We start from the raw sequence: 26,766 nt of genomic DNA, 5'->3' as shown, positions 1-26,766 counted from the left end.
TTTTCCCGACCCCTGCTTGTCGCCGATAATGCGCCGCGTTCATGACCACTAAATGGCCTAACGTTTATGCTACATTTATTTGCCGGACTGGATTACTACACCGGCCTGATGTTGATATTGGCTTTGTTGTTTGTACTCATGTATGAAGCCATTAACGGTTTTCACGATACTGCGAATGCCGTTGCCACTGTTATTTATACCCGCGCCATGCGCGCAGAGTTTGCCGTTGTTATGGCGGGTATCTTTAATTTCTTCGGTGTACTGCTGGGCGGCCTGAGCGTAGCCTATGCAATTGTTCACCTTCTCCCCACGGATTTATTGCTGAACGTGAGTTCGGCGCACGGTCTGGCTATGGTGTTTTCCATGCTGCTGGCCGCCATTATCTGGAACCTGGGTACCTGGTATTTTGGTATTCCGGCCTCCAGTTCTCACACGCTGATCGGCTCCATTATCGGTATTGGTTTGACTAACGCGCTGCTGACGAATACCTCCGTCGTGGATGCGTTGAACGTGCCAAAAATGATCAGCATTTTCCTGTCGCTGTTGCTATCGCCGATTGTGGGGATGGTGGTTGCGGGTCTGATGCTGCTGGTGCTGCGTCGGTTCTGGAACAACAGTAAAAAGCGTAAACGTGTACACCTGACGCCTGTCGATCGCGAAAAGCAGGATGGCAAACGTAAGCCGCCATTCTGGACGCGCACCGCGCTGATTTTATCGGCGATTGGCGTGAGTTTTTCTCACGGGGCAAACGACGGTCAGAAAGGTATCGGCTTGATTATGCTGGTGCTGATTGGCGTTGCGCCAGCCGGGTTCATTGTTAACATGAATGCGTCTGGCTATGACATCAGCCGTACCCGCGATGCCGTTGTCAATTTGCAGGAATACTACAAACAGCATGGCGACGCGTTGACGCACGTTATCGACTTGTCTCCTCCTGTGATTCCTGCGCCGGAAAACACGATTCCCGGCAACGGTCAGAAAGAGTTTCATTGCGACAGTTCGCGCGTGATGATTGCGATTGAACGTACACAGAGCCTGCTGAATAACCTGAAAAGTTACGACCAGTTGAACCCTGACGATCGCAGCAGAGTGCGTCGTTTGCTGATGTGTATTTCGGACACGATGGATCGGGTGATCAAGCTGCCAGAGACGTCGGGTGATGATAAACGCTACCTGAGCAACCTGCGTAAAGACATGCTGCAGACGGTTGAGTATGCGCCTCTCTGGATTATCGTCGCTGTCGCCTTGGCGCTGTCTCTGGGCACGATGGTGGGCTGGAAACGCGTAGCGGTGACCATCGGTGAGAAGATTGGTAAGAAAGGCATGACCTACGCACAGGGCGTTTCTGCGCAGGTGACGGCGGCTCTGTCGATTGGTGTTGCCAGCTACACCGGTATGCCGGTTTCCACCACGCACGTATTGTCCTCGGCGGTTGCCGGGACGATGATTGCTGATGGTGGTGGCGTACAGGGCAAAACGATAAGAAGTATCCTGCTGGCCTGGGTGTTGACGCTGCCAATCTCAATGCTGATGTCTGGCACGCTGTACTGGCTGGCGTTGAAGCTGATCTAACTGCGGTCATTCATCACGCATAAAAAACGTAGGGAACGTTTTTCAACGTTGCTTGCGTCATAAAAAAGGCGATTCTGTGGGGAATCGCCTTTTTACTTTTTATCAACGTTCATGGCGTTAATACCGATGATTAGGTTAATACCCGTGATGGTGCCAGTCCCAACGTTTAATACCAGATCGCCATGGCAATCAGGCTGATGACGATAAGGCCACACAGGGCGGTCGTGAGCAGGAATTGTCCCCGCACCCGCTCGCAGCGGCGAATAAACTCAGGGTCGTGATGATCAAGATAGCGTTGTGCGTAGATATAGCCTACCAGCCTGATTTGCTTGCTTGGCTGGCCGTGCGAGGTAAAGAATCCCCCTCCGTCAACGTATTGGTAAAGCAGCGGGTCACAGTCACGCAAAACCAGCAGTAACACGCGCAATGAAGAGTAGTACCTCGCCATATTAATGATGCAGACGATACATAAAGCCCAGAAAAGCGCAAATGTACTAATCATGCTTCCCTCCCGGTCGTTCTATTCGTCAGATACGATGGCCACACATTCCCGTTGTCCACCTGTGGCAGATGACAAGCGTTACGATTATCCGCGACGCCGCTCTACGACATTTGTTTGCGATGTTTTTCTACGAACGAATGTTTTTCTATGAACGAATAGTTATGCCACGCGCTTGCGCACGATTTTATTGTCATTGTGGATAGCCAACAGCATCACGGCTAGCCCCGTTCTCGTGTTTCATCCCAGGGCGCAGCGGACAGGCTCGCCGCCCCCTACTTGTAGTGTAGAAGAAGAATGTTCTTTTGTGCCAGAGAGGCAGGCGCAATCGGCATGAAGGACGATTTTCGGCGAGATAACGCCCTTTCCGAAAGGAGAAGCTGCGCGATTTAACGGCGAAAAGGAGCGGTTTCTACTACACTTATCAATAGAATTAACAGGTTTGAAAACGGGTTGTGATCGACTGAACAGTCCGATAGCGCGGATGAGTGTTATTCTATAATCCGCTGTTAAGTATCAGATTGGCAGGAGAAATAGCTGCTAACCCTTAATTAGTCTTTACGGAAGGAGTCTTATTATGGCTTACAAACACATCCTTATTGCTGTTGACCTTTCTCCAGAAAGCAAAGTGTTAGTGGAAAAAGCCGTTTCAATGGCAAGACCGTACAATGCGAAAGTCTCGTTAATCCACGTCGATGTGAACTACTCCGATCTCTACACGGGGCTTATCGACGTTAATCTGGGCGACATGCAACAGCGTATCTCTGAAGAAACCCAGAACGCGTTGACCGAGCTGTCACAGAGCGCAGGCTACCCCATCAGCGAGACGCTGAGCGGCAGTGGCGATTTAGGGCAAGTGCTGGTTGATGCGATTAAGAAATACGACGCCGATCTGGTGCTGTGCGGTCACCATCAGGACTTCTGGAGCAAATTGATGTCTTCGGCGCGCCAACTGATTAATACCGTGCATGTCGACATGCTCATTGTGCCGCTGCGTGATGATGAAGACGAATAAAAATTAGCTTTTTTTGCATTTTTTTTCAGTGATGAAAGGCATGGCTTCCAGGCTGTGCCTTTTGTTATATAACAAAAACTTATGGCAAATTTTCCTTCCTAAATCGCCAAAAAACCCTTCCTATCTCATTGGATTCTAACGTTTATCTGAAAAGAAAACGCTTGCTTAAATATCCATCGCCAGTGTTATAGTCCAGAGGACACAACATCATTTTCACCGATCCCACAAGCTTCTGCGTGTCTAAAAATAAAGAAGCAGAAGGGAGCTTATTCGTTCAATCAGGAGCTGTTCATGGCACAAATCGTATCTCTGGCGAGTTTTCTTGATTCTGTTCAACAACGCGATCCGCATCAGCCTGAATTTCTACAGGCCGTTAATGAAGTGCTTTCCACGCTGTGGCCTTTTCTGGAGCAGAACCCTCACTATGCGGATTACAGCCTGCTGGAGCGATTGGTAGAACCGGAACGAGTGATTCAGTTTCGCGTGGCGTGGACGGACGATAAAGGTCAGGTACAGGTGAACCGCGCTTGGCGTGTCCAGTTCAGCTCCGCGATCGGGCCATACAAAGGCGGCATGCGTTTCCACCCGTCCGTTAACCTGTCGATTCTGAAATTCCTCGGGTTCGAGCAGACGTTCAAGAATGCGCTGACGACGCTGCCAATGGGCGGTGGTAAAGGCGGTTCGGACTTTAACCCGAAAGGGAAAAGCCAGGGTGAAATCATGCGTTTCTGTCAGGCGTTGATGACGGAACTGTATCGTCATCTGGGTGCGGATACGGACGTTCCGGCGGGCGACATTGGCGTAGGTGGCCGCGAAGTCGGTTTCATGACCGGCATGATGAAGAAGCTGACCAACAACACCGCGTGCGTCTTTACCGGTAAAGGGCTGTCGTTCGGCGGCAGTCTGATTCGTCCTGAAGCAACGGGCTACGGCCTGATCTACTTCACGGAAGCGATGCTGAAACGCCACGGTCTGGGCTTTGAAGGTATGCGTGTTGCCGTGTCCGGTTCCGGTAATGTGGCGCAGTATGCGATTGAAAAAGCGATGGAACTGGGTGCGCGTGTGGTTACGGCATCGGATTCTAACGGCACGGTAGTGGATGAAAACGGGTTTACCCCAGAGAAACTGGCACTGCTGGAAGAGATCAAAAACAAACGCTATGGCCGTGTGGAAGATTATGCGCGTGAAGCGAAGCTGACTTACCTTGCAGGCAAAACGCCGTGGGAAGTACCGGTAGATATCGCGCTGCCGTGCGCCACGCAGAATGAGCTGGATCTGCCAGCGGCGCAGACGCTGATTGCTAACGGTGTGAAAGCTGTGGCAGAAGGCGCTAACATGCCAACCACGATCCCAGCCACCGACGCGTTCCTGGATGCCGGCGTGCTATTTGCGCCGGGCAAAGCGGCTAACGCTGGCGGCGTGGCGACATCCGGGCTGGAAATGGCGCAGAACGCGGCACGTTTGGGCTGGAAAGCAGAGAAGGTGGATGCGCGTCTGCACCACATCATGCTGGATATTCACAATGCGTGTGTGCAGTACGGCGGTGAAAACAGCCAGACTAACTACGTGCGCGGTGCCAACGTGGCGGGCTTTGTAAAAGTGGCCGACGCGATGCTGGCGCAGGGCGTGGTGTAACGGATGATTCCTCTGGTGCCTGTATTTGCAGGTGCTTAGACCGTTGGAAGACCTATTTGCAGAACGAAAACGGGAGTAACGGAATAGAAGAGTAAAGCGTTTGCGCCAGGGATGGCGCAAGCCGAGCGCACAGGGATGTTTACAGCGTCTTTACGATCTATCCGATACTCCCGCGCGATGGACTATTCGCAGGTGTTTTACCTTTTCACTTATTTCTCTCAGTTTTAGCGACATTTCTTGCTGGACACTGCTTCCCGCCTTTCTTTATCTTAATCAGCATTGCGTATCGTCGGTATTCTGTTCCTGCCTTCCGATACAACCCGTTCTTTTCAAGGCTTACACCATTGTGAAAATCAAACATCTTCCTTTCGATCAGAATCGTAATGGCTGGTCGGCAGATCTTATCGATAAACCGAATTACCCGCAGCAGCGCGGAAAAGCAACGGCGGACTGGCTGGTGATCGGCGCAGGCTACGCGGGAATTGCCTTTGCGCAGCGTCTGGCTGAGCAGCGTCCGGATAAACACATTATCCTGCTGGATGCAGGAGAGATTGGCGACAATGCCTCTGGGCGTAACTCCGGTTTTGTGATCGATTTACCGCACAACATCGGTAGCTCGACGGCGGAGCTGGAAAAAGCGGCCGCTTATCGTCGTCTGTTGCAGTCCGGCGTGGCACGCTTGAAAGAGAAGGTGGATCGCCATGCTATCGCGTGCGACTGGAGCGTGGCGGGGAAATATCACTGCGCGGTCAGTTCGACGTTTAACGGCCTGATCGATACCTATGTGCGTGAATTGGACGATCTGGATGAACCCTATCAGGTGGTGGAAAAAGACGAACTGGCTCGCCGCCTCGGCACGTCTTTCTATCATCGTGCCGTGTATACCCCGAATTGCATTCTGCTAAACCCGGCGGCGCTGGTGGTCGGTCTGGTGGCGAACCTGCCGAAGAACGTGACGGTTTATGCCCATTCCCCTGCGTTGAATATCGAGACCGGATCGCGCATTCGCGTGGAAACGCCCTATGGCGAGATTCAGGCAGATAAACTGATGATGGCGATTAACGGCGCGGCACGCGGTCTGCCGCTGTTCAATGGTCGGGTGTTTGCCGTTGCGACCTTCGCGACGCTGACGGAACCGCTGAATGCGGAACAGCTAGCACGGATTGGCGATATGCCAGACTGGGGCGTGACGCCAGTTAATGCGTTGGCCAGCGCGACGTTACGCTATACGCGCGACCATCGTTTCCTGATTCGGGAACATGTAAAATTTGCCCCGGAGCTGGTCAATAGCGCGGTAGAAACCGGACGCCACGCGCGTCGTCACGCGGCTATTTTTGCCCGGATGTTCCCGCAGTTGAGTGATGTGAAGATGGCGCATACCTGGTCAGGCTTGATTAGCGTAACGCGTAACGGTGCGCCAATTTGGGGGCAGCTCAGCGACAATGTGTACGCGTCCGCAGGCTGTAACGGAGCGGGGCTGTCGAAGCAAACCGCTGCCGGACATATTCTGGCGGATGTGGCGCTGGGTGAAGACAACCCGCTGATTGGCGATATGTATTCGCTCGGACAGGCGAACTACCTGCCGCCACGCCCTTTCCTGGATGTGGGCGTGAACGGCTATCTGACGAGCGAGCGCTGGAAAGCCCGCAGCGAGAGATAGCAGTGTTTGCTGATCGTTGGAAAACCTCTTCGTAGAGTGAAAACGGTGATAATGGAATAGAAGAGTAAAGCGTCCGCGCCAAGGATGGCGCGGCTCGAGCTTACAGGGAGGTACTTGCAGCGTCTTTACGATCTATCCATTATTACCGCTGCACTTTGTCTACTACCCAGATTCCCGCAAGGTGTCGGTTAGTTAATGGCCGCGATAATGGTCAGTTGATCGTTCAGCCGCTGTTTGGTCAACGCATTGGTGGCGCTGTCGCGCTGTTGCGTCAGTTCCGCCACGCGTTTCTCCCGCTGTGCGGCATCCGGCAGCAGCAGCGTTTTCACGTTGATGGATTGCACGTTGCTGTAGCGGCCGTCGTCTGAGGTCGGTACGCTGATTTTTCCGCTGTTGAGCAGCGATTCGACAATACGGCGTTCGCGCTCATAGCCCTGCAATCCTGCCAGCTTCCAGCGCTGCGGCACCGTACCCTCGTATTGGCCTTTTTTCACCTCGGTCAGATAGCGGATGGTTAGGTTACGAATCGTGCCTGCCTCTTCGCCATATTCCACTTTGGTATCCGACAGCACCGGGAATTGCATGCCTTCCAGCACACCGCCTTTCTGCGTCAGGTGGCCCATGCGGTAGCTGTTCATGCCCAGACGAATCGGCATGTCGTCGGTAACAGGCGTGCCGTTATTCATTTTCAGGTCGGTAATGCGCTGCCCGGCGGGTTTCGTCAGGTCGATGGTGTACGTCACGCCGTCGAAGAAATCGTTGGTGGAATACTTGGACGCGCGGCGTTGCGGATTAAAGCTGTAAGTCACATCGCCGTCCTGTAGCTGATTGAAGTAATCCGCTGACCATTCCATGTATTTCTTCAGTGCTTTTCCGGTGAGCTGGTAAACCGTGATCTCACCGCCAGCGTATTGATAGTTAAAGGCAATGTCTTTGGCGGAGATGGTGCCGACGTTCAGCTTGGGCCGATCGTTATCAATTTGCAGCGCGATAACCTGCGCTTTAGGGGCGTAGTGACGGCTGGCTTCCTGAAACAGGGCGCTGATACCCGTGTCCTGCACGTGTACCTGAGGAATGCCTTTCACGGCATCTTGCGGCACCAGATCGTGTCCGAGGAGCTGCGCAATCGGACGGTTGGCGTTGGCGCGCAGGGTATTGTGATAAGGCTCGTAGATGTCTTCCATCTTGCGGTCAGAATCCACGTCCTTAATCGAATAGGTATAGCTGTCCTTATTGATCAGTACGTATTTGCCGTTCTGTTGTTCAAACTGCAAATCGATGCGCGACAGTGCGCGGCCGTATTTGTCTGGTTCGGTGACAATCACGCCATTTATCACCTCTTTATCTACTTTTACGTGCATATGACCCGCGACGATGGCGGCTAATTCAGGGTTCCCTCGGGCAATGTCACCTACGCCCGTCCCCGGCCGTTGGTTCTCGTTATCGATGCCCATATGGGCGACCAACACGATAGCGTCAACCTTATCGTGGATTTGCTGAATAACGGTTTTTACTGCCCCGACAGGATCGGTGAAGTTCAGTCCTTTCACGCGGTCTGTGCCTTTGGCGAACTCCGCGGTCATCGGCGTATCCATGCCGATGATGCCAATCTTCACGCCCTGTCGTTCGACAATTTTATAGGCAGGTAAGTAAGGTTTACCGCTCTCCCAAAAAATGTTGCCCGCCAGCGCGGTGCCGTTGAATTGGTCAAGCGAGGTGGAGAGCACATTCAGGCCGAAATCGAACTCATGGTTGCCCAGCACCCAGACGTCATAGTTCAGGGCGTTAAAACCGAGGATCATCGGGCTGGTTTTGTCATTTTTGAAGGTTTCGACAAAGTTGCCCTGAATCGTATCGCCCGCATCAACCAGAATCACGTTAGGCTGCTGTGCGCGAACCTTCTGTACCTGTGTCGCGATCTGACTCAGGCTGCCTGCCATGTTGGCAGTATCGGTGGCGTAATCCCAGGGAACGAACGTGCCGTGCAGATCAGATGTCCCCAGAATCGTAATATTTACCGGTTCCTGAACGGCCATAGCAGAGGTACTCAAACAAAGCAGAAGTGACAAAAGTGTTTTTTTCATTATGTCATCTTAGTGTCATAAAAGGTGATAGCGCGGAATTATGCGATTTGCTTCTCATTAGTGCCACAGACTTTGCAAAAGCAGCGTAGGAAATGCGAAGCAGGCTAAGTTTTTCATCGCCGATACGCTTAGCGTCGCGGCGACGAGATTTTTCAGGCGGGAAGATAGAAATCAAAACGGTGGCTTTTGGTTTCCAGCATGGATTGTGCCGGTACGCCAGCCAGCGGTGGCGCATAGTCCGGCCGCTTCACCACGACGCGTTTTTTCGCCAGCGCGCGCGCGGGTGCCAGCAGCGCATCGGCATCATCATCTGCGCCAACCAGCGACTGAAATACCCGCATTTCCTTCTTCACCAGCGCGCTCTTTTGTTTATGCGGGAACATCGGATCGAGATAAACCACATCCGGCGGCGGCGTGATATCGCGCAGTGCCGTCATACTCGACGCGTGCAGTAGCGTCAGCCGCTCTTGTAGCCAAGAGCCAATTTCTGCGTCCCGATAGCCACGCTGCAACCCGTCGTCCAGCAGTGCTGCAACCACCGGATTGCGTTCCACCATACGTACCCGACAGCCTAGTGCTGCCAGTACAAAGGCATCGCGTCCCAGCCCGGCCGTCGCATCCACGACATCCGGCAGGTAATCTTTTTTGATCCCCACGGCTTTAGCGACGGCTTCGCCGCGTCCGCCGCCAAAGCGACGACGATGCGCCATGGTTCCTGCAACGAAATCGACGAAGATAGCACCGAGCTTCGGCTCATCCTGCTTGCGCAATTCCAGACGCTCCGCAGTCAGCACCAGCGCCATCACCGCATCGGGATCGGAAACCAGCCCCCAGCGTGCGGCCAGAGAAGATAAGGCGCCACTGTCGGCGCCTTCTTCTGCGATTAAGCAGATGCTCATCCTTTGATGCCGTAATGCGCGAGCATGGCATCCAACTGCGGTTCGCGGCCACGGAAACGTTTGAACAGCTCCATTGGCTCTTCGGAACCGCCGCGGGTCAGGATGTTATCTAGGAATGACTGGCCGGTTTCGCGGTTGAAGATACCTTCTTCCTCGAAGCGGGAATAGGCATCGGCTGCCAGCACGTCGGCCCACAGATAGCTGTAGTAGCCTGCGGCATAGCCGCCCGCGAAGATATGGCTAAACGCGTGCGGGAAGCGGCCCCAGCTTGGGCTTGGCACCACGGCCACCTGCGCTTTGATTTCGGCCAGCGTCGGCAGAATCTGTGCGCCTTTCGCAGGATCAAACTCGGCATGCAGGCGGAAATCGAACAGGCCGAATTCCAACTGACGCAGAATGAACAGCGCGGCCTGATAATTTTTCGCCGCCAGCATTTTATCCAGCAGTTCCTGCGGCAGCGGTTCGCCAGTTTCGTAATGACCGGAGATAAAGGCCAACGCTTCAGGTTCCCAGCACCAGTTTTCCATGAACTGACTCGGCAGTTCGACCGCATCCCACGGTACGCCGTTGATACCCGCGACACCGGCGGTATCGATCTGGGTCAGCATGTGGTGCAGGCCGTGACCGAATTCATGGAACAACGTAGTGACTTCGTCGTGCGTGAACAGGGCTGGTTTGCCGTTGACTGGGCGGTTGAAGTTGCAGACCAGATAGGCGACGGGTTTTTGCAGTTCGCCGTTGCCCTTACGCAGTTTACCCGCGCAGTCATCCATCCAGGCACCACCGCGTTTGTGTTCGCGGGCGTACAGATCGAGGTAGAAACTGCCGCGCAGTTCACCGCTTTCATCGAACAGGTCGAAGAAACGGACATCCGGATGCCAGACATCCACGTCTTTACGCTCTTTGGCGGTGATGCCGTAGATGCGTTTAACCACTTCGAACAGGCCGTTCACCGCACGTTCTTCTGGGAAGTACGGACGAAGCTGCTCGTCGCTGATGGAATATCGGTGCTGCTTCTGCTGTTCGCTGTAGTAAGTGATATCCCAAGCCTGCAATTCATCCACACCGTAGTGTTCTTTGGCGAAGGCGCGCAGTTGCGCGAGCTCTTCTTCAGCCTGTGGACGGGCGCGTTTCGCCAGATCGGTCAGGAAATCGAGTACCTGCTGCGGGTTTTCCGCCATTTTGGTCGCCAGCGACTTGTGCGCATAGCTATCGAAGCCCAGCAGTTGTGCCAGCTCGTGACGCAGCGCCAGCTCTTCCGCCATCACCTCGCTGTTGTCCCATTTACCTGCGTTCGGCCCCTGATCGGACGCGCGGGTGCCGTAGGCGCGGTACATCTCTTCACGCAGCGCCTGATTGGTACAGTAGGTCATCACCGGCAGGTAGCTCGGGATATCCAGCGTCAGCAGCCAGCCATCCTGTTCTTTGGCTTCGGCCTGCGCTTTGGCCGCTGCCAGCGCGCTTTCCGGCATGCCATCCAGCTCGGTGACGTCGGTAATCAGCTTGCTCCAGCCCATGGTGGCATCCAGCACGTTATTGCTGTACTGCGAGCCGAGTTCGGACAGGCGAGCGGAAATTTCGCCGTAGCGTTTCTGTTTTTCCGGCGACAGGCCGATACCTGACAGTTCAAAATCGCGCAGCGCGTTATCCACGGATTTCTTCTGCGCCACGCTCAGCGTAGCGTAATGTTCGCCGTCGCGCAGGCTGCGGTAAGCCTGATACAGGCCAGCATGTTGGCCGACCCAGGTGCTGTGCTCGGACAGCAGTGGTAAACACTGTTCGTAAGCGCCGCGCAGCTCCGGGCTGTTCTTCACGGCGTTCAGGTGGCTGACAGGGGAGAAGATGCGGCCAAGGCGATCGTCGCTGTCTGCCAGCGGCTGACACAGATTATCCCAGGTAAATGGCCCCGCTTGCGCCACCACGCGTTCTACCGTCTCGCGACATTCATCCAGTGCGGATTGCACCGCAGGGACAATATCTTCCGTCTTGATGCTGGAGAACGGGGGCAGGGTAAATGAGGTCAGTAATGGATTCGTCATGGGGCCGTCCTGATAATTGTGGGTGATCTCGTTGCCGATCGCGTCTTCATCTTGCCGTTCCAGACTGGCTACTGCGGGCAATCCGTTGAAGAGAAAAATACGGCAAGGCGGATATCTACTGCGGATTACTGACTAAGATGGGGTCAAGCGCCGTGAAAATCAATGGTGGAGGGGTTGCCGTTCGTGGCCGAAGGTGCGTTTTGCGGTCGTGGAGGAGCTCCATTGAGTGCCTGAACACGGCTGCTCACGTCGCGTTGAAGAGGTTTTCCTGAAAATTTTTGTACTTTTCCTGCCCGATTTTGTTTTTCGCGTGACCTACCTGATGTGTCTTTTTTTTCAATATTTCAGGGGAATGACAATGGCGATAAACAATTATGATGGCAGGTGCATCGCGCATAAACCTGCTTTGGCGCTGGCGCGGGCAGTCCATTTGGCACTGTCTGGCGTGTTGATATTGAGTGCCGGAACGGTCAGTTCGGCCTTGGCGGCGGAAACGGCCGCCAAGGCGGTGGCCCCAACAGTGACGTTCTCCATACCGTCGGGGCCGCTAGGAGCCACGCTACAGGCTGTTGCCAGCCGCGCCAATGTCATTCTCACGTTTTCTCCCGATCAAACGCAGAATAAAACCAGCGGGAGCGTGCAGGGAACCTATACCGTTCAGGAGGCTTTCGCGGCCGCGCTGGCGGGAACGGGGCTGAGTGCGGTACAGACGGCCACAGGATATCGGCTTGAATCCACGCTTGCCGCCGAGGGAAGCGACGGCAGCCTGATGATCCCGACGCTGTCGGTTGTTGGCGGCACTTCGGACAGCGCCGCCGCTGGGCGTTCCGTGTTGCGTCAGGCCGATGTTGATCGCGTGCAGGCTGATAATATTGCCAGCCTGCTTGATAAACTCCCCGGCGTGTCGATGGCTGGTTCTCCCCGTCCAGGGGGGCAGAGCCTGAACATCTGGGGTATGGGCGACATGGAAGACGTCAAAGTCGTGTTGGACGGCGCGCCGAAAGGCTTTGAGAAATACCGTCAGGGTTCGGTGTTTATTGAACCGGAGCTGATTAAGCGTATCGACGTCGATAAAGGGCCGCATGATATTCGCAGCGGCAACGGCGGCTTCGGCGGCACCATCCATGTTGATACCAAAGACGCCAGCGATCTGCTGCTGCCGGGAGAAAATTTCGGTGGGATGGTCAAATACAGCTATCACACTAACGATCGGCAAAATATCTACAGCGGCGCGCTGTATGGCCGCACGGAAGAGGGGATGGCAGATGGCCTGCTCTACATGAGCAAGCGCGATGGCGACAATATTGAACGCCCTGATGGCACGCGCTTTGTCTACTCCACCAGCGACATGGCGTCCTACTTACTGAAGACCAACATCTACCTGACGGATGCTCAGACGCTGACGCTCTCAGCCATGCGCTCCGAATCTGACGGCTGGCAGCCGTTTGCCGCGAAGCGTGACGATATGGCGTCCCCCACGCAGGCGGAAATCGATCGCTACGGTTGGGAAGAGGCCTGGCGGCGCAAGCTGGTTTATCGCGATCAGGTCGATAAAAACTACTCGCTGAAATGGAACATTGCGCCAGAGGATCAGCCGTGGCTGAATCTGACGGCGTCATTTGCTACCTCAAAAACCGAACAGCATGACGAGCGTTCTGCTTTAGCGTCACAAGGTTATTTGGCGACATTGGGAAATGAGAGTTGGGTGAGCTATAAAGACCAGCTCGCGGAAGTGAGTAATGAAAGCCAATTCACGACCGGTCCTGTTGACCATAAAATCTTGGTCGGGATGAGTTGGCACAAACATAAGCGCAATACACTCATCTACTACCCGTCAGAAAAGAACAGTGCTAGCTACAATTATGGCTATTTTCAGCCCAGTTATATGCCAGCCGGCGATCAGGAAACGCGTAGTGTGTATGTGCAAGATGCGGTGACGCTGGGCAGCGTGACAATTACGCCAGGTGTGCGCTATGACCATGTGACGAATACAGGTCAGCCTAACTTTGCGCCACGTTATAACAGCAGCATTCCCGCCGCAGGACATGACTATCGTAGCGTGACTTATACTGGCTGGTCACCGCGTATTGGTGCGTTATGGAAAGCGACGGATAATCTGTCTCTGTTTGCCGATGCCAGCCGAACCTGGCGCGCACCTGTTGTTGATGAACAGTATGAAGTGCAATCTGCGGCATCCAGCGTACCGGGAACTAGCCGTAATCTGGAAGTGGAAAGCATTAAGGGGGTTCGTCTGGGGGCGATTCTGGATTTCAATAACCTGATGCAGGAAGAGGACAGCTTACAGATTCGTACTACGTTGTTCCGCAATCGCGGCAAAAATGAAATTTTCAAGCGTAGCGGGGTCTTTTGCGAATCATCAGCCCAGACAGGAAGTAATTCATCCTGTGCCGGGCCATTGTCGTTGTATCGTAATTTACCGGGCTATACCATTGAAGGGGTCGAGATTGAATCCTTCTACGACAGCCGCTGGCTGTTTGGCAGCTTATCCTTCTCTTCTATTCGTGGTGAACGTGATGCATCGCCTATCAATCCGTGGGGCAACAGAACCTGGATTGCTGAAATCCCGCCAACTACTGCACACGCTACGCTGGGCACCAAAATTCCGAGTCTAGACATGGCGATAGGCTGGACGGGGGACTTTGTACGTAAGCAGGATCGTTCGCCTGCGGACGGTGATCCAAGAGCCGATCTTTGGGCGTTACCGAAGAGCAAGGGATACGTGCTGCATGGCCTGTTCGCGAGCTGGCAGCCGCAGGCGATAAAAGGATTTGAGGCACGGGTGACGGTCGATAACCTGCTGAATACCGATTACTACCCGTATCTGGGCGAATCCGTGTCCGGCGTAGGGCGCAATGTAAAAATCAGCGTGTTACAACGCTTCTAGTCGCGGTACGCGGGGCGGATATCCTGTCCGCCCCGTTCGCGAAGGGATGTTGCAGGGGCGTAATGCAAATTCAGCAAATTTGAATAATTTCCGTTTCGGAACTTGACAGTCAGAGTGAAAAAACATAAATAAGAACGATTATCATTCTTATGTTTAAATGGCGCTCTGGAGTAACGTTCGATGGTGAGGAAAGCGACGGCCAGCGTTAATGACTTTGCTCAGCAGCTCTATTTCGATCACCACCGCTGGTTGTATAACTGGCTGCGCCATAAATTGGACTGTGCCCAGCACGCGGAAGACTTAGCACAGGACACGTTCCTTAGCGTGCTGATGAGCCCGGAACTGCTCACGATTCGCCAGCCGCGCCCGTTTCTGGCCACCGTGGCCCGCCGTTTAGTCGCCAATCATTATCGTCGTAAAAAGATTGAAGATGCCTATCTGGAAGCGCTGAGTATGCAGCCGGATACCTGTATGCCATCCCCGGAAACGCGTCTGCTTACCCTCGAAATTCTTGAACAGCTTGATACCGCATTGGACGGCCTGCCCGCACCGGTCAGGGAAGCGTTTCTGCTGGCGCATCTCCACGGCATGCGCTACAGCGAGATTGCCGAACGTCTAAGGGTTTCCAGCAGTTCGGTGAAACAGTATCTGCAACGTGCCAACCTCCAGTGTTTCTTTGCGCTGCCGCTATGAACGATCGCACTTTTTATCGTGACAGACAGGGGCAGCCGATTCAGCCAGACAGCGCGCGTGAAGCGGTGGCGTGGCTGACGCAACTGATGTCCGACAGTGTGACTGAACAGGATCGTCGCGAGTGGCAGCGTTGGCGGGAAGCCTCGCCGGATAACGAACAGGCGTGGCAGCATATTGAATCCGTGTGTGCCAATTTGGGTCAGCTTAACGCGCGGGCTGCCCATCAGAGCCTGTCGACGCTTAATGGTATGCAGCGCCGCAGCGTGCTCAAAGCGCTGGCCGTTCTCTGTCTGACGGGGAGCGCTGGCGTGGCGGGATCGCGCACCGACCTCTGGCAGTCGCTGACGGCGGATTACCAGACGCAGGTCGGTGAACAGCGCCATGCGGTATTGGACGATGGCACGACGCTGCTACTGAATACGCAGACGGCGCTGAATGTGGCCTACGGCGACGATCTACGCCAGCTCACGCTGATTCGTGGTGAAGTCATGATCGAAACCGGTCAGACAGAGAAGGCCGCGTTGTATCCGCGCCCTTTCATTGTGACGACGGCACAGGGAAAGGTGCAGGCGCTAGGTACGCGCTTCAGCCTGCGCGTACAGGATGAGCATACGCAGGTGGCGGTGTATGACGGTGCGGTGAGACTGCATCCGCAGCGGAACGGCCAGGATGGTCAAGTGGTAAAACGCGGGCAGATCGCGACGTTCACTACGCAACGCTGCGGCCAGATAGAGACGGCGAAGGCTGAGCCTGCATGGGTGAAAGGGCAACTGCTGGCGGATAATCAGCGTCTGGTGGATTTTGTTGATGAACTGAGCCGTTACCGCAGCGGCGTGATTCGCTGCCAGCCGGAGGTGGAGAGCCTGCGGTTTTCCGGCGTCTTCCCGCTGTCGGATACCGATAATATTTTAGCCGCGCTGGTGGAAGCGCTTCCGGTACAGGTGCGTTATTTCTCTCGTTACTGGGTTCAGATTACTGCGCGATAAAATATCCTGTCAAAATCTAATAACATTACTATTTATGCTGTTTTCACTTTTTTTCTGCCCGATCCTCATGGTTAAGCGACCTACCATTATCAGTTGCTTTTTTATGCCTAACGATGTGATGAAGAACGCATGATGATCTCCCCAAGGAACCCCATTCATTGAGCCTGTTTCCCCTGTCTCCACGGCGCGGGGCGGTAGGCTAATGGCTGCACAGACGCTGAAATACAATACGATTCGGCCCGCCACGACGGTTCGTTGGGGGAGCGGTTCGCTGTTGGCGTTGGCGCTACACGCCGGGCTGATTGTCTGGATTAGCTACCATGCGCTTGATTCCTCCATTGAAGCGCCGCCGCCCGCCATGATGTTAATGGTGGCGGATAGCGTGCAGTCCACGCCCAGCCCTCAGGATGCGCCTGTCTGCCTGCAGCAGACGCTGTCTACGCCGCAAGAGGCGTCAGCCGAACCGGAGAAAATGACGCAGGATGTGCCACCGCTGGCGCCTGCACCCAAGCCAGTGATTGCCACGGCGCAAAAGGAAAAGCCGCAGCCGCAGAAAAAAGTACAGAAAAAAAGGGAGAAGCCGGTACAGGAAACGACGCCGCAGGAAGAGATTGCACCGTCGGAAAAACCTCCAGCTCCCGTGACCAGCGCACCGCTGCCGGGCAGCAGTCAGCAAGTCGCCGCACCCTATAACAGCGATGCCGCGCAAATGCGTAAAGGCGTGGCGGACTGGAGCAGTAAGCTGCTGGCACACCTGAGCCGCTATAAGCGTTACCCTGCGCAGGCGGCGCGCCAGCGATTGCAGGGCGTTGCTCAGATTCGCGTGACGTTAGATCGAACCGGAAATGTGCTGGCTGTCTCGTTAGCCAGCAGCAGCGGGGTGATGCCGCTGGATAAGGAGTCTGTCGCCTTACCACAGCGCGCGCAGCCGCTTCCGGCGCCACCAGCTGAGGTGATTGGGGATAACGCGCAGCTTACCATCACGATCCCCATTAGCTTTGATTTACGGGAAACCACCCGCTAGCGAGCGATGTGGGCATCATAGCCTGCATAAAAAAATCGAATTGCATAAGGGTTGCCTTGTTCGGTAAAGAACTCAGCGACTCTCTCTCGTTCCAGCCCGTAGCGGCGTGACAACAACCCTGCCTCAAAGGCGGCCTGCTGACGATCGCCTTTGGTTTCCGCCAGATTGTGAGCATAGCCACAGATATAGCCGCGCTGATAATCGTAGCAGTAAGGGTGGATGTCGTTGGTAGATTTTGGACTGGCGGCTTTCAGCCCGGCGAGGACGCCCTCTGTCAGGATAGTTGTCACCCCCATCGAAAATACTAATGACAAGATGGGAACAGAGCGTGAAACGAATTTCACCAGAACGTAAATCAGCCGCACTGGCTAAATTGCTACCGCCCTACAACATGACCGTCACCGCAGTTGCACAGATGGAAGGGATATCGGAAGCTACTCTCTATTACTGGCGTAACAAGGCGAAAGCAGAGGGAATACCGGGGCCGGGTGCAGACAGAACTACAGACCAATGGTCAGCCGAAGCCCGGCTGGCTGTGATTATCGAAACAGCCACACTCAGCGAAACAGAACTCGCGCAATACTGCCGTAAAAAAGGGCTTTACCCGGAACAGATTAGTCAGTGGAAACAAGGCTTTTTGCAGGTGTCTTCGCCCAATGACAAAGCAGCGCTCAAACAAAGCCAGAAAGAAGTTAAACAACTAAAACGCGAACTGGTTCGTAAGGAAAAGGCGCTGGCGGAGGCGGCAGCGATACTGGTGCTGCGAAAGCAGTTGCGGGATTTTTACGGGGAAACCGACGAGGACGACTGACGCCCGGAACAGAGCGGCAGGCACTTATCGGTTATGTGCGGGAAGCGATGGCGTCAGGAGCCCGGCTGTCAATAGCGCTGACGGAAGTGGGGTTAAGTGAACGGACGTGGCGACGCTGGCAAACGTCGTGGGAGGACAGGCGCGTCAGCGCGGCCAGACCCTCCCCGGCGAACCAGTTAAGTGAGCAGGAAGAGCAACAGATACTGGCAATGTGCCATCAGCCAGACTACGCCAGCCTTCCCCCGTCACAAATCGTACCGGCGTTGGCGGATAAGGGGATTTATCTGGCAAGCGAGTCAACCTTTTACCGGGTACTGCGTCGTCATGGAGAGGTGCATCGCCGGGGACGACAACGGGCGGCTCAGAAGGTCACCCCGGCTACGAGTTGGCAGGCCAGCGGGCCGAATGAGGTGTGGACATGGGACATTACATGGGTTCCGTCAACCGTAAAGGAGCGCTGGTTTTACCTGTATCTGGTGGAAGACCTCTACAGCCGAAAAATCGTGGGATATGAAGTGCATGAAACTGAAAGTGGTGAGCAGGCGGCAGCCCTGATACAACGCACAGTCCTCCGGGAAGGATGCTGGCAATCCCCGCCGGTACTGCATGCGGACAATGGTGCGGCGATGAAGTCACAGACGTTGCAAATGAAGCTACATGAGCTGGCAATAAGGCCATCTCACAGCCGCCCAGGAGTCAGTAACGACAACGCGTATGTGGAGTCGCTGTTCAGGACACTGAAATATATCCCGCAGTGGCCGTCATCGGGGTTCGATACATTGGATGAGGCACGTGAATGGGTAGAAGATTTTACGCAGTGGTATAACGAAACGCACAGACATAGCGGCATCAGGTATGTGACGCCGGGTCAGCGACATCGTGGAGAAGACGGTGTGTTGCTGAAAAACCGGGATGAGGTGTACAAAAAGGCAAAATCGCAGCGGCCTGAACGCTGGTCTGGCAGAACACGGAACTGGCATCAGGTAGGGAAGGTCATGCTGAATCCAGAACGGGAGAAACAGGCAGCCTAAATCAACCGGGGGTGCCAACTATCTTGACACTTACCGGTGCGAAAATCGGGCAATCTGCGTTCATTAACCCTGGAATAGGGTTGTCTGGGTTAAGGACAAGTGCTCCGATTGAAGGTTTTACCGCTTTTTCCACCACCCCTCGTAACTAATCGACCTTCACTGGGATCATGGTCCCAGAGTCACCTAATTACAGGTCACTTGACGTAACCGTCAATCACGATAGAATAGATAATGTAACAGCTGACGCATGGAAAAACGCCGACGCCATGCAGACCACCATAAGGTGGACCGATGAGGAGAACGCTGAACATGGTATTTATTCACATTTAATTGTGGAGAGTCGTTCAGGGTGGCGTACCTCCGGCTGTTACAGCATCATTTTTTGATTGCTTTAATTTTGGCCTCAGTTGCGTGATACGCAGTTACTGGGGCCAAATCATTTTCAGAGACCTGCAAAATCGCCATCCCGAAGTATTTCTGAGCTGGTATCGTCGACAACCTCTCATTAGCGTTAAGAATTACGCCCTGCATATTCCGATCCTTATTCATCGCCACTTCACTACGAGTGCAGAATGACGCAGAAAGGATATCCGCCACTTGGATCCAGTTAAGTCCGTCTTTTGCTCGTGATGTGATTATATGTTTGATTTGTTGGGGATAAATCGTAATCCCCGGGCAAGTCTGGCGTGGCCAACCTTCCTTTTTACATATCACGTTGAGCTGATTCAACTGGCGCTTTGTCAGTATATAAGTGAAGAGAGGAGCACGCCATTCATCATTAGGCACTTGCTGAGCAGAACTGATGATACCATCCACCCACTGTGTGTAGAAACGGATCGCATCTCTTAGCGCATCATCACCAATTGCCATAAAAACCCTCGGAAAGAAATGAAGGGAATGTTTATCCCCGCATGTACCTAGCACAGGTAGTTCACCCAAGCGAAAGCAAGCATCCAACATGCTGGATGCTATAGGTCTCCCTTATGAGCTACTGTGTAGAAAGCCGCGTTATTGATATTTTTACCTTGAAAATCAATAACAAGATCCCCATTCTCGGCATCTGCCCAGTGCTTACGAACGGCAGAACGGAATCTTCGACCCAGAGATTTCCTGGTTGATGGACTTAATTTGGTCCACTGGGCACCAAATGTCTTTAAATACAACTCATTAACTTTGAAGTTCTGGCTAGGTTTTATATTTCCGAAAGCAAAATTCATCATGTCGGAGATGGCATTATTAACTTCAATATCACTTAACTCTATGATTTTCAGGTCTAAAAATTCTTTTCGTAGGGCGGATAAAATGACCTCATCTATCTCAGTGCCATGCTCATCAGCACGATCAAGAATCTCACGTAGGAGATTCTTTTCGAGGGATATTTTCGCAAATAACATGTTATTATCCTTTTGTTCTTTTTTTTAATTTGGCTTATATTTTCCGTTCTTAATGATAAGATGTAAATTGTTTTTTGTGATAACATCAAAAAAGAATTGTCAGCCTCCAGCGTCTTCAAGTTTCAGGTAACGTGGTTTTTCGATCGAGTGAACTCCAAACCTCTATATACTATCGCCCTGCCTCCTGAATGGGCGAGGGGGCCGCGCCTGATGGGCACTCTGGGAATACGGAATGGTTAACAAGGAATAACAGCATGATGCACCCGCAAGACGCTTCTCCGGCAATTGGTATCGATCTGGGCACGACAAACAGCCTGATTAGCGTTTGGCAAAATGGCGAGGCACGCCTGATACCGAATGCGTTGAATGACAGCTTCACTCCCTCGGCCGTCAGCATTGATGACGACGGCAGTATTCTGGTGGGCAAACCCGCGATTTCCCGTTTAACGACGCATCCGCATCTGTCGGCGTCGCTGTTTAAGCGTTATATGGGGAGCAAGAAAACCTTCAGACTCGGGGACAAAACGTTCTCTCCCGCCGAACTGTCAGCCATGGTGCTGAAATCGCTCAAAGCCGATGCGGAAAGTTATCTCGGGCACCCGATCAAGGATGTGGTGATCTCCGTACCAGCCTATTTCAGCGACGAGCAGCGCAAGCAGACGCGTTTTGCGGCGGAATTGGCGGATCTCAATGCCGTTCGCTTAATCAATGAACCTACCGCCGCCTCTATGGCTTACGGCTTACACACACAGGAGCTGGGGCGTACGCTGGTCTTCGACTTAGGCGGCGGCACCTTCGACGTCAGCGTGCTGGAGTATGCGTTTCCGCTGATCGAGGTACACAGCTCGGCGGGTGACAACTATCTGGGGGGAGAGGATTTCACGCAGGCGATAGTGAAAAGCTGTCTGAAAGCGTGGAAGCTTGAGGATTCGGCGATTCCTGCGACGGATCTGGCGCGTCTTTACAGTCATGCCGAAACGCTGAAATGTCAGCCCGGCTTTCCTGCTCAATCGAATGAGCTGGTATGGCACTGGCGTGAGGAAGAATGGCGCCTCGTGCTGGATGATGAAGAAATCGAAGCGGCCTGGCTGCCGCTGATGAACCGTATCCGTGCGCCGATAGAGCAGGCGCTGCACGATGCTCGCTTGAAGCCTGAGCAACTAGACCATGTGGTACTGGTCGGCGGGGCATCAAAGATGTCGATTATCCAGAAGCTGGTGGTCAGACTCTTTGGCAAATTACCCTATCAGCATCTGGACGCAGATACCGTTGTCGCCAAAGGGGCGGCGGTGCAGGCCGCCTGTCGGCTACGCGAGCAGGATATTGACGAAGTGATCCTGACGGACGTTTGTCCGTATACCCTCGGGATTAAGACTGCCAACGATAAACAAAACGGCTTGTTTTCTCCCATACTGGAGCGCAATACGGTGGTGCCGACCTCAAGGGTTGAAACGTTTTCCACTGGGTCACCTGGGCAGGACAGTATCTGCATCGCGATTTATCAGGGAGAAAGCCCTTACGTCGATAATAATGTGTTCATCGATGAATTCACCATGCCGATAAAAGCGAAATCGTATAAGCAATCTGTTGAGGTGCGTTTCAGCTATGACATCAATGGGTTGCTGGAAGTGGATGTTAACCTGCCGGACAGCGGCGATAATTTTACGAAAGTGATCGATCGCAGCCCGACGGGGTTGAGTGCCGAGCAACAGCAGAAAAGTCATCAGAAACTGCAAGCGTTGAAGATTCACCCCAGAGATAATCTGGTGAACCGTAATCTGCTGGCTCGGCTGGAAAAAGCCTGGGCGCAGACGCGTCTGGAAGAGCGGGAGCAGATCGGCTTCTGGCTGCGCGATTTTGAACAGGTGCTGGCGGGGCAATATGCACCAGCCATTGACGAAACGCGGCAGCGTATTGAGCAGTATCTGGATGAGGTCTCTCGTTGACGTTTAGGCGGCACGTGCTGTGCCGCCCGAATTATTTTCGTTAGGTTGATGTGGTCGTGGCGTCGGTTTTCTTACCCGTTGGTGGCGCGCCGAATTGGTTCCAGCGGTTAATGCTTGGTGCCAACAGGGGGAGCAACAGAAATATTGGTATCAGGATGCTAAAGACACTCATCACCCACGGCGTACTGGAACCGATATCGTTATAGCGTCGACGTGCCGCAATCAGCAGATTGAGCACGATGAGCACCATCAACAGCCCTTCAATATACGGCGGCGGCGATCCTATCCAGTCGCTCGCGCGATAGAGAAAATAACTTCCCAACCCGCCCTGCATCAGAAAACCGAGACGGCCAATGCGAGCGTTCGTGCGCCAGAACTGCCACCAGTAGCTCTTTTTAGCCTGTGATGCTTTGAACAGGCGTTCGCGCCGATCGGCGCATTGCAGCAGGATTTTTGCGACCAACCTCAGCGTGACGTCTTCGTGTGGGTAGGACACATGCTCGGCTAAAAAACCCTGATCGCTGTTATCGAACAAGAATGAGTCATCCTTTGCACAGCTCTGAATCAGCTTGCCGATGAGGGTGACCCGTTTGTCATCGGAGAACTGTTTTAGCTGTTTTTCCAGTTCGTCCGACCCTTCGGTAAATGCGGTGCGGATCGCGTCTTCCTGTTCCATTTCCACAGGAATCGCGGCCAACTGTTCAAGGTGCTGCTCAGCCTGCCCTTCTTCTCCCACAAGAACGTAAAACGCGTGGAAAAAAATCTGGTAGATGATGGGCGATTTCGCCAGCGCCGCCTGCCAATGTTCATCGGTAAGATAAAAATGGCTCGCCGCAGACTCGCTGTAAATCTCACCGTTGCTGAGATACTCCTCGATAGAAACGGGGAAATTCATCCAGCAGTGATAGTGCAGTGGGTCGGTGAGATCGAGCTGTTTTTTTAAAAGGGGGTAACTGCATCGCCATTGCGGCATTCTGCCTTGCGGAAGAGTCGGGAGAGTGAGTGCGCAGGGTGGGTTAACGTCAGCTCTGGCAGCACTGACTGGCGCGGTAAACCCAGACAAGACGTTGGATCGGTCATCATTAAGGCGATCAGCATCGCCTGTCTCAGCTCGTCTCTGGCGCTGAGATCTTGCGGCTTCTCCACTCCTTGCGGCACCAGAGACGCATCGCACTCGTAGCGTGCGGACAGCTCGACCAGACAATCATTGATCGGGTCGATTTCCTCCGTATGTATGCCGCTGTTATACAGCTGGTTCAACTGACTCAGTGACAGCGGACGCCATTGCCGCAGCCAGGTTTGCGCTTGCAGCCAGGCGGAGGATTTCTGGTTGGTGAACGCGCTGGGCAACGCCTCTTCTGACGGCGAATACAGCCACTCCGTGAAAGCATGAATCGCGCCGGAGGTTTCCAGCCAGGATAAACGCTGTGTCGCCTGAAACTGCAATCCTTGTAAGATCAACGCATACAGTGGCTCGTCAGGCAACGGCTGCGCCAGGATGTCCTGCAACAGGCGCTCATTCCCCACGGTTAACATGCTGGCGTGCCAATACAGCCGATCTTCAATCGCGTCCCCGCTATGCAACAGTAGGTGCTGATAGAGGTTCTGGAGATCCTGTTTTCCCAGCTTCCACAGAGCGTAACTTTCCGCCATAGGCGACAGCGGCAGCTTAAGCGCTTCTCCCCAGCGTATCAGCATCTGGGTGTTGTGCTGCGACGTGAAGAAACGCTGGCGTGGATCGTCTAGCGCTAATCCCGTTAAATCTGGCGCTGGCGTAGTGTTGAACGACTGAATCAATAAAGGAAGCGTATTCGGCTGATGTTGTTTACACCAGTCGATCAGCCATTGCTCCGCCTGTGCATGGTGCGTGTGCTGATAAAGCGTCAGCCATAGCGTGAAGGCTTGCTCGTCATTGCCGGTAAGTGAACACTGCGTGGCACTGAGCGCGAGCCATTCCGCATCGTGCGGAGCAGCGTCTAACTGTTGCAGGCAGTAATCACGCAGTATGGCGTTAGGGACGCCTGCGTGGCTGTGCCAGCGCGCGAGTTTTTGCATCAGCGCCGGGTTGTCAGGCCAATAAATCGCGCTCGGATTGCGTAGTAACGTGCCCAGCATAAACGCCGGACGATTCCAGTACGTTCCGTTAGCCTGCTGGAAATAGAAGATGGTTTCCAGCTGTGCGGGTAGACTCAGGTGCGACAACAGGGAAAAATCGAAGAGATCGTCGTAGTCGAGCGAGTCGAGGAAGTGACGAACATCGTCGATTCCATCGCCTGACAGTTCTCCCTGCCGTTGCTTCCAGCGCAGGCGTTCTGCCAGCGTGCGGACACAGCGGGTGGAGAGACAAGATTCGTGCATCAGGCGCTGAAGCAGCGGCCAGCGAATGCGATCGATCACCTCAAAAGCATGCTGATTCAGCAACTGAATGTAGCGTTCCCAATACAGGGGGACGAAGCGCTCGGCTGGATTGTTTAACAGCCGATCAAATGCCGCGACCAGCGCTTCTGCTTCGGGATCGGCGTGCTCGGTTGTCGGGGACGCGTCATGCGCTTCTGCGGTGGTTTGTTCTTCATCACCCGACGGCATGGGATTCTTCGCCAGCTTGCAGGCGGTATCGTACGCCTCGCGTAGCTGCTTAAAGCCCTCAGGGTCGGTTTCCGGATGAAACTGCGGTACTTTTTGACGATAAGCCTGACGGATAACATCCAGATCCAGCGTCGGCTCAATGCCTAATCGCTCCCAGCACAGTGTGTCCATTATATTTCCGCTTCTGGTAAGGACTCGGGCTTATCCATTTCTATCGGATCAACATCCCAGTCGAGGTCATGAATCGGGCAGTCCGGGTGGGTATAGAGTGTGCCGATCTGGTCAATGTAGTCGGGATTCTGGCTAGCGTTGCTGAAAATGTAGCGCTGGCATTCCGGGTCTTCCTCATCCGAGGAAAGCCAGTAGGTGCGGCCGATTAAGAACGCGGCGTAATAATTCTCCCAACTGCGGTAATAGTAACGCGCCCTGTCGGCCAGCCGGGTGTGAATCCACAGGTTCTCTTTTTCGCTAATCCAGCCGTTGAGTAATCCGACGCGGCTCAGAAAACTCATGCGACCCAGATCCCAGGCACGGATCCCGCCTTCACCGCACAGTGCCGCCGTTTCTGCCACCAGCGCGAGCGCACCCTGCGCTTCTTCCGATTGATTGGCACAATGCTGCTGCCATTCGAACGCCGTCAGGTGGTGCCAAAGGTGATAGTCATTCGCCAGACGCTCGGCGTGGCCGCCGTCTGTCATATCGTTAATCATTGAGATCAGGCCTTCGCGGGAGGTGATGCCCCAGCTGTTGCTCAGACTGATGGGTTCACCGGGCTCATAAAAGGACGGCTCGCAGAAGCGGGCGCCGTACTTGATATTGAGTGCGACCATCGGGGCGGAAAGCGCCATCAGCCAGCGCTGATATTCAGGTTCCATCAGAATAACGTCCAATTCCATCATGGTTAGCGTGCGATCGTACTTTATGTGCCTGAATATCGGTAGCTTTCAATCGAATGAAAAACGGCCATGTTTCACAATTCACTGATTTAATACGATAAAAATGGCGGGTTTGCGGGGCGGTTCGCAGGGGGAAGCGTTTGGTGGGATATTTTCCGCCGCAGGAGGTTATACTGTCAGCTAATCGACGTTATTTATGAAAACTTCACCGGAAAGCAAGCATGTTAAGTTACCGCCACAGTTTCCATGCCGGCAATCACGCCGACGTGCTGAAACACACCGTTCAGAGCCTGATCATCACTGCCCTGAAAGAGAAAGAGAAACCTTTCCTGTATCTGGATACCCACGCGGGTGCCGGTCGCTATCAACTTAGCGGTGAACATGCCGAGCGCACAGGCGAGTATCTGGATGGTATCGCGAAAATCTGGCAGCGTGACGACATTCCGGCTGAACTCGAACCTTACATGCAGGCGGTGCGCACCTATAACCACAACGGCCAGTTGCGCTATTACCCCGGTTCCCCGCTGATTGCGCGCCAGCTGCTGCGCGAGCAGGACAAACTCCATTTGACCGAGCTGCACCCCAGCGATTTCCCGCTGCTGCGCAATGAGTTTCAGAAAGATTCGCGCGCCAAAGTGCTGCGTGACGATGGCTACCAGCAGTTGAAATCCCAGTTGCCGCCGCTTTCCCGCCGCGGTTTCATGCTGATCGACCCGCCGTATGAGTTGAAAACGGACTATCAGGCCGTGGTGAAAGGCATTCAGGAAGGGCATAAGCGTTTTGCTACCGGCGTGTTTGCGCTGTGGTATCCGGTGGTGCTGCGTCAGCACATCAAACGTATGCTGAAAGAGCTGGAAGCCACGGGTATTCGCAATATCCTGCAAATTGAGCTGGCGGTGCTGCCGGACAGCGATCGCTACGGTATGACGGCGTCGGGCATGATTGTGATTAACCCGCCGTGGAAGCTGGCAGCGCAGATGAAGAGCGTGCTGCCGTGGCTGCATAGCGTGCTGGTACCGGAAGGCACCGGACATACGCTGGTGGAGCAAATCGTACCGGAGTAATGCGCATGGCGGTGGTGGGAAACACGG

The 26,766-nt window shown here is 54.0% G+C and carries 21 protein-coding genes; 11 read left to right on the top strand and 10 right to left on the bottom strand.

Annotation, left to right across the window (positions count from 1 at the left end; translation table 11 throughout):
• The first annotated feature begins 66 nt into the window (after positions 1-66).
• Positions 67-1,572 carry an inorganic phosphate transporter PitA gene (pitA, locus tag NAL19_RS21095; RefSeq protein ID WP_225086295.1) on the top strand — a complete coding sequence of 502 codons (1,506 nt, stop codon included), beginning with the start codon at positions 67-69 and terminating at the stop codon, positions 1,570-1,572.
• A 166-nt stretch (positions 1,573-1,738) separates the two neighbouring features.
• On the opposite strand, the gene uspB is transcribed toward pitA, so the two are convergent.
• On the bottom strand, positions 1,739-2,074 hold the full coding sequence (gene uspB, locus NAL19_RS21090; protein WP_225086294.1) for a universal stress protein UspB: 336 nt from the start codon (positions 2,072-2,074) through the stop codon (positions 1,739-1,741).
• A gap of 574 nt (positions 2,075-2,648) precedes the next feature.
• On the opposite strand from uspB, the gene uspA reads away from it, so the two are divergent.
• The 3 genes from uspA (at position 2,649) to NAL19_RS21075 (ending at position 6,381) form a co-directional block, all read left to right on the top strand.
• Positions 2,649-3,086, top strand: coding sequence for a universal stress protein UspA (gene uspA / locus NAL19_RS21085; protein ID WP_180742131.1), 438 nt, complete (start codon positions 2,649-2,651; stop codon positions 3,084-3,086).
• 291 nt (positions 3,087-3,377) lie between these two features.
• Positions 3,378-4,721, top strand: a complete 1,344-nt coding sequence (gdhA, locus tag NAL19_RS21080) for an NADP-specific glutamate dehydrogenase (protein WP_203470588.1) — start codon at positions 3,378-3,380, stop codon at positions 4,719-4,721.
• Between the two features lie 346 nt (positions 4,722-5,067).
• Complete coding sequence (locus NAL19_RS21075; RefSeq protein WP_263058365.1) at positions 5,068-6,381, top strand: NAD(P)/FAD-dependent oxidoreductase; 1,314 nt, start codon at positions 5,068-5,070, stop codon at positions 6,379-6,381.
• A 188-nt stretch (positions 6,382-6,569) separates the two neighbouring features.
• Here NAL19_RS21075 and NAL19_RS21070 read toward each other — a convergent pair whose 3' ends face one another.
• The 3 genes from NAL19_RS21070 to prlC all read right to left on the bottom strand — a co-directional run bounded on the left by NAL19_RS21070 (position 6,570) and on the right by prlC (position 11,403).
• Positions 6,570-8,465 (bottom strand): bifunctional metallophosphatase/5'-nucleotidase, encoded by a 1,896-nt coding sequence (locus NAL19_RS21070; protein ID WP_263058364.1) that lies wholly within the window; start codon positions 8,463-8,465, stop codon positions 6,570-6,572.
• Between the two features lie 152 nt (positions 8,466-8,617).
• Positions 8,618-9,364: a 16S rRNA (guanine(1516)-N(2))-methyltransferase RsmJ gene (rsmJ, locus tag NAL19_RS21065; RefSeq protein WP_225086291.1), complete on the bottom strand. Its 747-nt coding sequence runs from the start codon at positions 9,362-9,364 to the stop codon at positions 8,618-8,620.
• On the bottom strand, positions 9,361-11,403 hold the full coding sequence (gene prlC / locus NAL19_RS21060) for an oligopeptidase A (protein WP_263058363.1): 2,043 nt from the start codon (positions 11,401-11,403) through the stop codon (positions 9,361-9,363). Before prlC ends, rsmJ begins: the two co-directional genes overlap by 4 nt.
• Positions 11,404-11,761: 358 nt before the next feature.
• Here prlC and NAL19_RS21055 point away from each other — a divergent pair, with 358 nt between their 5' ends.
• The 4 genes from NAL19_RS21055 to NAL19_RS21040 all read left to right on the top strand — a co-directional run bounded on the left by NAL19_RS21055 (position 11,762) and on the right by NAL19_RS21040 (position 17,011).
• A complete protein-coding gene (locus tag NAL19_RS21055; RefSeq protein ID WP_263058362.1) occupies positions 11,762-14,308 on the top strand; it encodes a TonB-dependent receptor in 2,547 nt (848 codons plus the stop codon).
• A gap of 180 nt (positions 14,309-14,488) precedes the next feature.
• Positions 14,489-15,001, top strand: coding sequence for a sigma-70 family RNA polymerase sigma factor (locus NAL19_RS21050; protein WP_263058361.1), 513 nt, complete (start codon positions 14,489-14,491; stop codon positions 14,999-15,001).
• A complete protein-coding gene (locus tag NAL19_RS21045; protein ID WP_263058360.1) occupies positions 14,998-15,987 on the top strand; it encodes a FecR domain-containing protein in 990 nt (329 codons plus the stop codon). Before NAL19_RS21050 ends, NAL19_RS21045 begins: the two co-directional genes overlap by 4 nt.
• Before the next feature lie 202 nt (positions 15,988-16,189).
• On the top strand, positions 16,190-17,011 hold the full coding sequence (locus tag NAL19_RS21040) for a TonB family protein (RefSeq protein WP_263058359.1): 822 nt from the start codon (positions 16,190-16,192) through the stop codon (positions 17,009-17,011).
• Here the strand turns inward: NAL19_RS21040 and NAL19_RS21035 are convergent.
• A complete protein-coding gene (locus tag NAL19_RS21035) occupies positions 17,008-17,307 on the bottom strand; it encodes a DUF2623 family protein (protein ID WP_225086285.1) in 300 nt (99 codons plus the stop codon). The two genes, NAL19_RS21040 and NAL19_RS21035, sit on opposite strands and share 4 nt — an antisense overlap.
• Before the next feature lie 32 nt (positions 17,308-17,339).
• Here NAL19_RS21035 and NAL19_RS21030 point away from each other — a divergent pair.
• Positions 17,340-18,853, top strand: a protein-coding gene (locus NAL19_RS21030; RefSeq protein WP_411561411.1) for an IS3 family transposase whose coding sequence is annotated in 2 segments (ribosomal slippage) — positions 17,340-17,790 and positions 17,790-18,853 — 1,515 coding nt in all. Because the reading frame shifts where the segments join, the coding sequence is not laid out codon by codon here.
• Positions 18,854-19,228: 375 nt separating this feature from the next.
• Here NAL19_RS21030 and NAL19_RS21025 read toward each other — a convergent pair.
• Positions 19,229-19,723 carry a hypothetical protein gene (locus NAL19_RS21025; RefSeq protein ID WP_225086283.1) on the bottom strand — a complete coding sequence of 165 codons (495 nt, stop codon included), beginning with the start codon at positions 19,721-19,723 and terminating at the stop codon, positions 19,229-19,231.
• Positions 19,724-19,821: 98 nt separating this feature from the next.
• Complete coding sequence (locus tag NAL19_RS21020) at positions 19,822-20,247, bottom strand: hypothetical protein (RefSeq protein WP_225086282.1); 426 nt, start codon at positions 20,245-20,247, stop codon at positions 19,822-19,824.
• Between the two features lie 254 nt (positions 20,248-20,501).
• Here NAL19_RS21020 and NAL19_RS21015 point away from each other — a divergent pair, with 254 nt between their 5' ends.
• Positions 20,502-22,193 (top strand): molecular chaperone HscC, encoded by a 1,692-nt coding sequence (locus tag NAL19_RS21015; protein WP_263058357.1) that lies wholly within the window; start codon positions 20,502-20,504, stop codon positions 22,191-22,193.
• A gap of 40 nt (positions 22,194-22,233) precedes the next feature.
• Here NAL19_RS21015 and NAL19_RS21010 read toward each other — a convergent pair whose 3' ends face one another.
• Genes NAL19_RS21010 through NAL19_RS21000 form a run of 3 tightly spaced genes read right to left on the bottom strand, consistent with a single transcriptional unit; the run spans position 22,234 to position 25,678 of the window.
• On the bottom strand, positions 22,234-23,166 hold the full coding sequence (locus NAL19_RS21010; protein WP_263058356.1) for a DUF805 domain-containing protein: 933 nt from the start codon (positions 23,164-23,166) through the stop codon (positions 22,234-22,236).
• Positions 23,133-24,950 carry a J domain-containing protein gene (locus NAL19_RS21005; protein ID WP_263058355.1) on the bottom strand — a complete coding sequence of 606 codons (1,818 nt, stop codon included), beginning with the start codon at positions 24,948-24,950 and terminating at the stop codon, positions 23,133-23,135. The genes NAL19_RS21010 and NAL19_RS21005 overlap by 34 nt, the downstream gene beginning before the upstream one ends.
• On the bottom strand, positions 24,950-25,678 hold the full coding sequence (locus NAL19_RS21000; protein ID WP_263058354.1) for a DUF1266 domain-containing protein: 729 nt from the start codon (positions 25,676-25,678) through the stop codon (positions 24,950-24,952). The genes NAL19_RS21005 and NAL19_RS21000 overlap by 1 nt, the downstream gene beginning before the upstream one ends.
• A gap of 218 nt (positions 25,679-25,896) precedes the next feature.
• Here NAL19_RS21000 and NAL19_RS20995 point away from each other — a divergent pair, with 218 nt between their 5' ends.
• The gene (locus NAL19_RS20995) at positions 25,897-26,739 is read left to right on the top strand and encodes a 23S rRNA (adenine(2030)-N(6))-methyltransferase RlmJ (protein WP_180742117.1); all 843 of its coding nucleotides are present in this window, start codon (positions 25,897-25,899) and stop codon (positions 26,737-26,739) included.
• Positions 26,740-26,766 lie beyond the last annotated feature (27 nt).

It is taken from the genome of Pectobacterium sp. F1-1 (assembly GCF_025643735.1).
Taxonomy (GTDB): domain Bacteria; phylum Pseudomonadota; class Gammaproteobacteria; order Enterobacterales; family Enterobacteriaceae; genus Pectobacterium; species Pectobacterium colocasium.
The sequence above is the reverse complement of the archived record's forward strand: the minus strand, read 5'-3'. Positions and strand labels throughout refer to the sequence as shown.

Coding starts and splice junctions, on each gene's coding strand:
- NAL19_RS21010 (WP_263058356.1), bottom strand. CDS start 23,166: ATGCCGCAATGGCGATGCAGTTACCCCCTTTTAAAAAAACAGCTCGAT.
- NAL19_RS21025 (WP_225086283.1), bottom strand. CDS start 19,723: ATGGCAATTGGTGATGATGCGCTAAGAGATGCGATCCGTTTCTACACA.
- NAL19_RS21000 (WP_263058354.1), bottom strand. CDS start 25,678: ATGATGGAATTGGACGTTATTCTGATGGAACCTGAATATCAGCGCTGG.
- NAL19_RS21040 (WP_263058359.1), top strand. CDS start 16,190: ATGGCTGCACAGACGCTGAAATACAATACGATTCGGCCCGCCACGACG.
- pitA (WP_225086295.1), top strand. CDS start 67: ATGCTACATTTATTTGCCGGACTGGATTACTACACCGGCCTGATGTTG.
- uspA (WP_180742131.1), top strand. CDS start 2,649: ATGGCTTACAAACACATCCTTATTGCTGTTGACCTTTCTCCAGAAAGC.
- NAL19_RS21020 (WP_225086282.1), bottom strand. CDS start 20,247: ATGTTATTTGCGAAAATATCCCTCGAAAAGAATCTCCTACGTGAGATT.
- NAL19_RS21050 (WP_263058361.1), top strand. CDS start 14,489: ATGGTGAGGAAAGCGACGGCCAGCGTTAATGACTTTGCTCAGCAGCTC.
- uspB (WP_225086294.1), bottom strand. CDS start 2,074: ATGATTAGTACATTTGCGCTTTTCTGGGCTTTATGTATCGTCTGCATC.
- NAL19_RS20995 (WP_180742117.1), top strand. CDS start 25,897: ATGTTAAGTTACCGCCACAGTTTCCATGCCGGCAATCACGCCGACGTG.
- prlC (WP_263058363.1), bottom strand. CDS start 11,403: ATGACGAATCCATTACTGACCTCATTTACCCTGCCCCCGTTCTCCAGC.
- NAL19_RS21045 (WP_263058360.1), top strand. CDS start 14,998: ATGAACGATCGCACTTTTTATCGTGACAGACAGGGGCAGCCGATTCAG.
- NAL19_RS21035 (WP_225086285.1), bottom strand. CDS start 17,307: ATGGGGGTGACAACTATCCTGACAGAGGGCGTCCTCGCCGGGCTGAAA.
- NAL19_RS21070 (WP_263058364.1), bottom strand. CDS start 8,465: ATGAAAAAAACACTTTTGTCACTTCTGCTTTGTTTGAGTACCTCTGCT.
- gdhA (WP_203470588.1), top strand. CDS start 3,378: ATGGCACAAATCGTATCTCTGGCGAGTTTTCTTGATTCTGTTCAACAA.
- NAL19_RS21055 (WP_263058362.1), top strand. CDS start 11,762: ATGGCGATAAACAATTATGATGGCAGGTGCATCGCGCATAAACCTGCT.
- rsmJ (WP_225086291.1), bottom strand. CDS start 9,364: ATGAGCATCTGCTTAATCGCAGAAGAAGGCGCCGACAGTGGCGCCTTA.
- NAL19_RS21005 (WP_263058355.1), bottom strand. CDS start 24,950: ATGGACACACTGTGCTGGGAGCGATTAGGCATTGAGCCGACGCTGGAT.
- NAL19_RS21015 (WP_263058357.1), top strand. CDS start 20,502: ATGATGCACCCGCAAGACGCTTCTCCGGCAATTGGTATCGATCTGGGC.